The organism is Rhodohalobacter sp. (assembly GCF_041686455.1).
Lineage (GTDB): Bacteria > Bacteroidota > Rhodothermia > Balneolales > Balneolaceae > Rhodohalobacter.
The window spans coordinates 1-6,911 of the sequence record NZ_JAWLDW010000131.1 but is presented as its reverse complement, the minus strand read 5'-3'; the positions used below and the strand labels follow the sequence as shown (position 1 = coordinate 6,911).

4 protein-coding genes are annotated in these 6,911 nt (G+C 41.4%); all 4 read left to right on the top strand.

Going from position 1 to position 6,911, the window contains the following annotated elements; genetic code table 11:
• Nucleotides 1-227: 227 nt before the first annotated feature.
• The 4 genes from ACESM0_RS11915 to ACESM0_RS11900 are packed head-to-tail and all read left to right on the top strand — an operon-like array spanning nucleotide 228 to nucleotide 6,776.
• Nucleotides 228-1,262: a hypothetical protein gene (locus ACESM0_RS11915; RefSeq protein WP_372906431.1), complete on the top strand. Its 1,035-nt coding sequence runs from the start codon at nucleotides 228-230 to the stop codon at nucleotides 1,260-1,262.
• A gap of 3 nt (nucleotides 1,263-1,265) precedes the next feature.
• A complete protein-coding gene (locus tag ACESM0_RS11910) occupies nucleotides 1,266-3,503 on the top strand; it encodes a WD40 repeat domain-containing protein (RefSeq protein WP_372906430.1) in 2,238 nt (745 codons plus the stop codon).
• A 31-nt stretch (nucleotides 3,504-3,534) separates the two neighbouring features.
• A complete protein-coding gene (locus tag ACESM0_RS11905; RefSeq protein WP_372906429.1) occupies nucleotides 3,535-4,554 on the top strand; it encodes a DUF5683 domain-containing protein in 1,020 nt (339 codons plus the stop codon).
• Between the two features lie 11 nt (nucleotides 4,555-4,565).
• Nucleotides 4,566-6,776, top strand: a complete 2,211-nt coding sequence (locus ACESM0_RS11900; RefSeq protein WP_372906428.1) for a WD40 repeat domain-containing protein — start codon at nucleotides 4,566-4,568, stop codon at nucleotides 6,774-6,776.
• Nucleotides 6,777-6,911: the final 135 nt, after the last annotated feature.

Sequence of the window (6,911 nt, the reverse complement as noted above, 5' to 3'; positions counted from 1 at the left end):
CCATTCAAAAACTACGTGCCGAAATGAAAGAAGCCCTCGGCGCAGTGGATGAAGAAGATGTAGGCTTTAGCTCAGATAAAGCTGAGCTGGAGATGAAGTGATTTAGATTTTACAGGGTTTATCTATTTGAGACAAGAGAGAAAGCAATTCTTATTTTCAAATTTTATTTGCAGTAGTGGTATTCTTTATATAAAATAATTCAAAATGCTACTATAGTTGGCTTCATTTTGAGTTTAAAACTACTATTTATTAAGAGTTCATTGGGCTTGGTATTATTTTTTGCCATCGTTGATTTTGGATTTGCATTGCAGGCTGTACAACCAGATTCATCCGTTGCGGATACAACTGCTCAGCAACCTGGGTACATTCAGTACCAGGTTCTGCCCGATACCGTCTATCTTTATGAAGGGGAGAACTATGAGGATCCGGTTATACTTACAGACACCACCACGCTTACTTACCCTGCCGGCTTCCACCGGTTCCTGATTTTCGGAAAAGCGATTCCCGACAGACGAATTAATTTTCATGTTGTAGAGAATGACACGCTTACGTATGAAATCCAGGCGCCGGTAAACACGCCGGACGATGAAGAGTTTTCAGCATACGCCGCCCATAAGTGGAATGCCAATTTAATGGTATTTAGTGATGATGAGACAATGATATCAATTTCTGGCACAGATCATTTCTCGTATGGTTCACTTCGGGCAGATCTGCCACCGGGGACTTACAGGGTTAGGTTTGAGAATGCGAATGGAAAAAGAGAGGAGGTATTTTTGGAGGTGAATTCATATCAGCTAACAACATATGATCACTATTTTAAGCCTAATGAGTCGAATGCACGGGTTGCCGGTTTGATTCCAGGTGCGAGTCAATTTTACAAGCAACAGCCGTTAAAGGGGATATCGGCTATGGCATTGATGGGGATTACAACTGGGTTAACGCTTCATTATGATTCTAAACTTGCCACAGGAAATGATGAACTATTGGATATCAGACAGCAGTATGATCGGGCAAGCAGCGAACAGCTTGCGCTTGAACTCGGCAATCAGCTTGAAGAGGTCGGAGCCGAAGTAACCAGTTATAGAAACCGGCGAAATTTGTTCAGGGTTGCCGCCATACTCGTGTATGCAGCAAATTTTGTGGATGCATTTCGAGAGCCGGAAAATGGATTTGCCAAAAAGCGGACGTTTAACCCATACAGGGATTTTTCTGTCGATTTCAACCAGGAATTCGTGGAGGCACGGGTGCAAATAAACTTCTGAGCTATGAAAATGATATCTGGTGGCGAGCGATTACTGGCAGTATTTATGGCTGGGGTTTTTGTCCTCATAGCTGGCTGCAGTACTTTCGATGCTGACTATGAACGGGATAATCCACGTGATCCAATTAGCACAAATTTTATCCATTCGAACCCTGAGCAATTTACCGTAGAGATTGATGATGGTGTAATCGATATACGCTGGGATGACGTGAGCCAGTATAACAGCGGGTATATTGTTGAGAAAGCAATTGATGACTCTACAGATTTTGAACGAGTGGCAAAACTTCCTGAAGATGCGGAACAGTTCAGGGATCCAGGCAAGCAGATTGGTTTAACCGTTTATTATAAGATTTCGTCATTTGATGATGAAGAAGGTGATGAAAAGATAGTACATTCCGAGACGCTTGAACTGTCGGTAGAAGCGATCGAGGCGTATGATGGGTTTTCCTCTGATTCAAACCTGATTAAACTAAGCTGGCAAACGGAACAAGAGTTTTCGGATGGTGTGATCATTCAGGAAAAAAGACAGGGTCAGCCGGAGTTCACAACAGTAGAGGTCATTGATTTTGCAGATCAGGAATCGCCGGGTGGAAACTTCGAGTACAGATCCGATTTGGAAACGTTCAACCTGGATGTGCGGCTTACGGCATTTCAATATCAGGAGAGCGAGATTGTACCCATTCAGCATGTAGATAAATCAATAAGTATCAATGATCCCGGGAATTTCAACATCACGTTCATTAACGAGCTGGAAACCCGTGTGGAATGGGAGAACAGCGTCGATTTTGCGGATCATTATTTGCTGACGGTAAAGCATGAGCAAAGTGGTACAGTTCAACGGTACGAGCTGCTGCCTGACGAATTTTCCCAGGTGATAGATATGGAGATGAAAAGAGGGTGGAGCCGGTATTCACTGTTCGGAGTTCTTGAAGGCGAACAAAGCAGTACGCTTAGTGAAAAGAAATTTTTTACTGTGGATGTTCCTATGCTCACTTACGAAAGTAAAAGTCTGAGTGCAATCACGCTTAAGTTTGGAGATCAGTCAGAGGGACAATCAGATGAACCACCCAGATATTCAGCAATTATTGTAGAGCGATCGGTAAATGAGGGAGAATTTGAGACGTACGCAGAACTTCCGGCAACACAATCTGAATTTACGGATACAGATTTACATGTATCCAATAGCTATTCTTACCGCGGTCGAACTTTAACGGGTGTTGGAAATCAGATTATTGACTTGACAAATGAGAATCGGCTTATACCTGTTGACGAAGGAAATATTAGTATTATGGGCGATTTAAATATTCACTTCCCAAATCCAAATACACTGGCATTTTATAAGCAGTACTCCTCAAATAGTAATAACTCAGGTGTAGAAATTGTTGATGTAAAAAACCTAAATGACCGGGTTAAATTTAATTCAGGTAACAAGTATTATAAGTTACGTTTATCAGCTTCGGGGGATAAATTAGTCGAACTCATCGATGGAGAGGCTTTCGGTGAGTACAATTTGAATATTTGGGATTTGAATAGCAATTCCATAGTCCAGACTATTTCTCAGGCGCATAACGATTCCGAGATTAATTATATAAATGCGGCCCTCGATTTTAGCAGAGACGATAAGCTTGTAGCGAGTGCAATTTCCTTTTTTAAAGATTCGGGAATAAAAATCTGGGATCTCCAAAGCGGCAGTTTGCTTCACATGATTGATGTTCCAGATAACCAAATTATACACTTTACATTTAATCCTGTCAGGGATGAGCTAATTGTATCTGCAGGCAGGGATCTTCGCATCTATGAGACCAATACATTTCAGTTAATTTCTGAGTTTAAGAACTTGTTTGACGGCTCCCAATTTAACATAAGCTTACCGGGCAATGGGCAACTCGCTTATCTATACAACGGCATGCGTACGATGATTCTTGATCTTGAAACTAAAAGCATTGTTAAAGAACACGATTTTGCCGGGACAGGCTTCACACACTTATCGACAAATTATGACGGCTCGGAGCTTTTCATTAAAATTTTTGACTGGATCGGTATCTACGACGGCAGCTCATTTGACCTCAGTTATCGAATAGCATTGAATAATCAAGATGAATATGACAATTTCATGGTACTGAATCCAAGAAGGAATAATTCTGCGTTTTCTTTTAAACCCATATCTAACCCAGAACCCCGCACGAAGATTGTCAAGTGGGGAAAAAGAGATGTCTGGTATATGGAACCCAAAAGGCAGTAGCTGATAAATCCATCAAAGAGATCCATTCCATATGATCAATACAATTTTGAAACTCATTCTTTTAGTAGTCGTTCTGGGAGTAGCCAGTAAGATTGGCTACTCTCAAAAATCAGATAGCTTGATGAGCGATGAGGCCGAAACGATCGGGTATTTAAAGATAGTTGTGCAGGACCAGGATTCGATCAATGTTGTCATCAACAACGATTTTGAAGAGGTCTTGAAAATAATGTCGGGAGATACGATTTCTCTCAACACAGGTGTGAATCGTGTGAGAGTCATCAAACAGTACTACATGGACTTAGAACGAAATGTAAAAATCGAAAAGGGAGGATTAAAAAGAATAGTGATGAGGCTAGTTCCTGTTCGGGGCAACATGCAAATCAGCCGGCGAAGCAGCTATCCAAGACTTTTTTGGGGTGCGAATAATTTCATTTTAACTGATCCGGAAACGGATCTCTTTCTCAACGGAGAGTACGCCGGAACGCAGTATGCCATTGTTGATACAACCCGAAGGTTTGAAATCAGGGGTGTGCACCCCTCCGGAGAAGAGTTTAGCACAAGCTTTTCGCCCGGCGAAGGGGCGGTTTTCAATTTTCATCAACGGTACGTAAAGCCCTCCAGACCGAAAGCCAGGAAGCTGAGCCTGCTGCCAGGAGGCAGCCAGTTTTATAAAAAACAGATACTCAAAGCAGTTGCATTTTCAGTAGTTACACTTGGCGGGGCTGCACTGGCCTATTCGTACGAAACGCGTTATCAGGATGCAAAAACCGATTTCGACAGGATCAATACTCTATACAAACGTTCGAATAGTCCTGAAGAGGCCTTCCAGTTGGGTACGGAGGCTGAAGAAGCATTTGACAAATCAGTCAGCTTGTCGGCTTCAAGAAACCGGATCCTCTATGGAACGGCACTTCTGTACCTGGCGAACATCGTAGATGGGTTTATTGCCCCATCTATCGGGTATCGGGATGAAAGCAGGATGATCGATCCCTATCTCGATTTCGATCCCGCGTACCAACAGCCAGTCATCGGGGTAAAATCTTCCTTTTAAGAAAATCAAAAATGAAACAACTTTTACCGCTTCTTGGAGTAGTTTTCATGATCTCTGTAAGCTGCGAAACACCCTCGGACAGTTTCGAGCGATCAAACACGAACGATCCGTCATCAACAGAATTTGCGGGCGGGACTGTAACCGGTCTTAAGGCAGAGGCTGGATCAAGCGGTAATATAAGACTGCAGTGGCCCGCGCCTGAGGATATCGTGACTAAACATGTGATTGAAAAATCACTCGGAGATTCCTTAAACTTTGTATCTATAGCGGAGCTGGATTCAGGAAAACTCCAGTATATCGACTCAACCCGCGATGTGAGAAAAAACACCTATTACAGGTTGTCCTCTTATATAGAACTGGAGGGTGAAGATGTTTTTTATGGAAGTACAAATGCAGAACTTACCTTCGGCGAGATATCTAATGAAGAGTTTAAATTTCTGGATGAAAGTAACAGCCTGCAGCTATCGTGGAATGTTGATGCTCCTTTCTTTACCCATTTCATCATCTCTTCCGAAAACGAGATATCTGAGCAGCAAGAGAGCACGGTGAGGATACCTGCCGGAGATATAGAGCATGCATTTGAGGATCCGCTGGTGGATGTTAATTTTGAAACACGACACTACACTATTGCGGGAATCATTGAACACGATGGAATTGATGAAGTCATCGTGGAAAAAGACATCACGTTTGATACGGCTTCATTTTTCAGGCCTTTTAATCTTGAAATCAATATTTTGAATGAGCAGGATTGGGAGATTTCATGGGAGGGAAATGCATTTTTCGCAAATGAAATTAAATTGGTTCGTCAAACAGTTGATGAAAATGTAGTTACTAATCTTCCGGCAGAAACTACTTCTTATACCGATTCATTGATTCTTGATGACGTTCAAGATTCCATGATTAATCAATTTCGCAGATACCAATTAAGATTCGTAACGGAAAATGGAGAAAGTGAGCCCATAGAAAAATCTGAACATATTGAAATTACTCAACCCGATATTTTTATTACTTATACTCCTCAGAATAATCCCAATTTTCTCACGATCTATGGTTCAGGTTTAGGGTATGATCGGGATCTTATCAAAGAATATATCATCGAAAAGCCACATGAATTCATTCCAGATAGATTCGTTGAAATTGCACGGGTTGCTGGTGGAGAGAGTAATTTTCAGTTTACCGATACGGATGTAAGTGAAAGTATGAATCCGGTCTACAGAGTACGCACGGTTACATCTCACCCCAGTGAGCCCGTATCATTTACGTATTCACATGAGTATAAGGTAGAATACTCATTAGATACCTCTATGAGAGATATTACATCAATGGAGGTTACATCAGATCAGAACTACTTAGTGGCAACTTCATCTTCATTAAACAGATTCGGTTCGGAAAACTTCCCAATATATATTTGGGATTTAAATTCACGCCAACTTGTTCAGTCTATTGACGCGGGTACGGAACAAATCACAGATTTTAAAATCAGTCCAGATGAAAAACAGATCTATTACACGGTTCCATCTGAGGGAGCTATTTACAAGGCGGATTTTCCTTCGGGTAATAATAAACTAAAGATAATTGATGACGCAAAAGTCAATTTTGAAGGAGTGCACCATATAGATGCAAGTTCTGATGGCACCTTTTTGGTGGGTACAGGCGGACGCGGTTTTGTGAAAAGATGGAGTTTGGATACATATGATTCGGTTTTTTTATTTTCAGAGTACAATAGTCCTACCTCCTATCTTCACAAAAATGTAGCAATATCACCTGATGGTACGTTGATTGGCGGTAACAATGGGTCATCACTTATACTGGATGCAGAGAACGGTTCAATTATTGAATCACTACCCGGTGCGGCAAACATGATAGATCTTCAATTCAGCTCAGATGGGTTGTTCTATGCCAATGTTTCTGGATTTAATTCGGTAAGTATTTTCTCCACTGAAACCTGGGAGCTCATAGACAACACTGCGGCAAGACGAGCCACTTTCAATCCGAACAATTCAACATTAGCATTGAACGGAGAAAATCATGTATTTATTTATGATCCTATAGAAAAAAGGGTTTTGGATGTTGTATCTGATGGGAGTGAAAGAACAGCTTATTCAAATATTTCTGATCAGATTACCTTTTTAGATGAGAATAGACTTGCTGTTGTAGATAGCGGTAAATGGATCAACGTTTGGAAAAAAACTACAGGCCGAAGATGGAAAAAAATTGAGTAGTTATTTATTTGTGTGATCTATAAACGCCCAAAAGCATCTCCGCCGCTGCAAACGAACTGATCTCTCCGGTATTCACCTTCTCCTCGATTTCCGAAATTTTTTCTTTGATGGAGGTATCATTGTAAAATTCAGTCG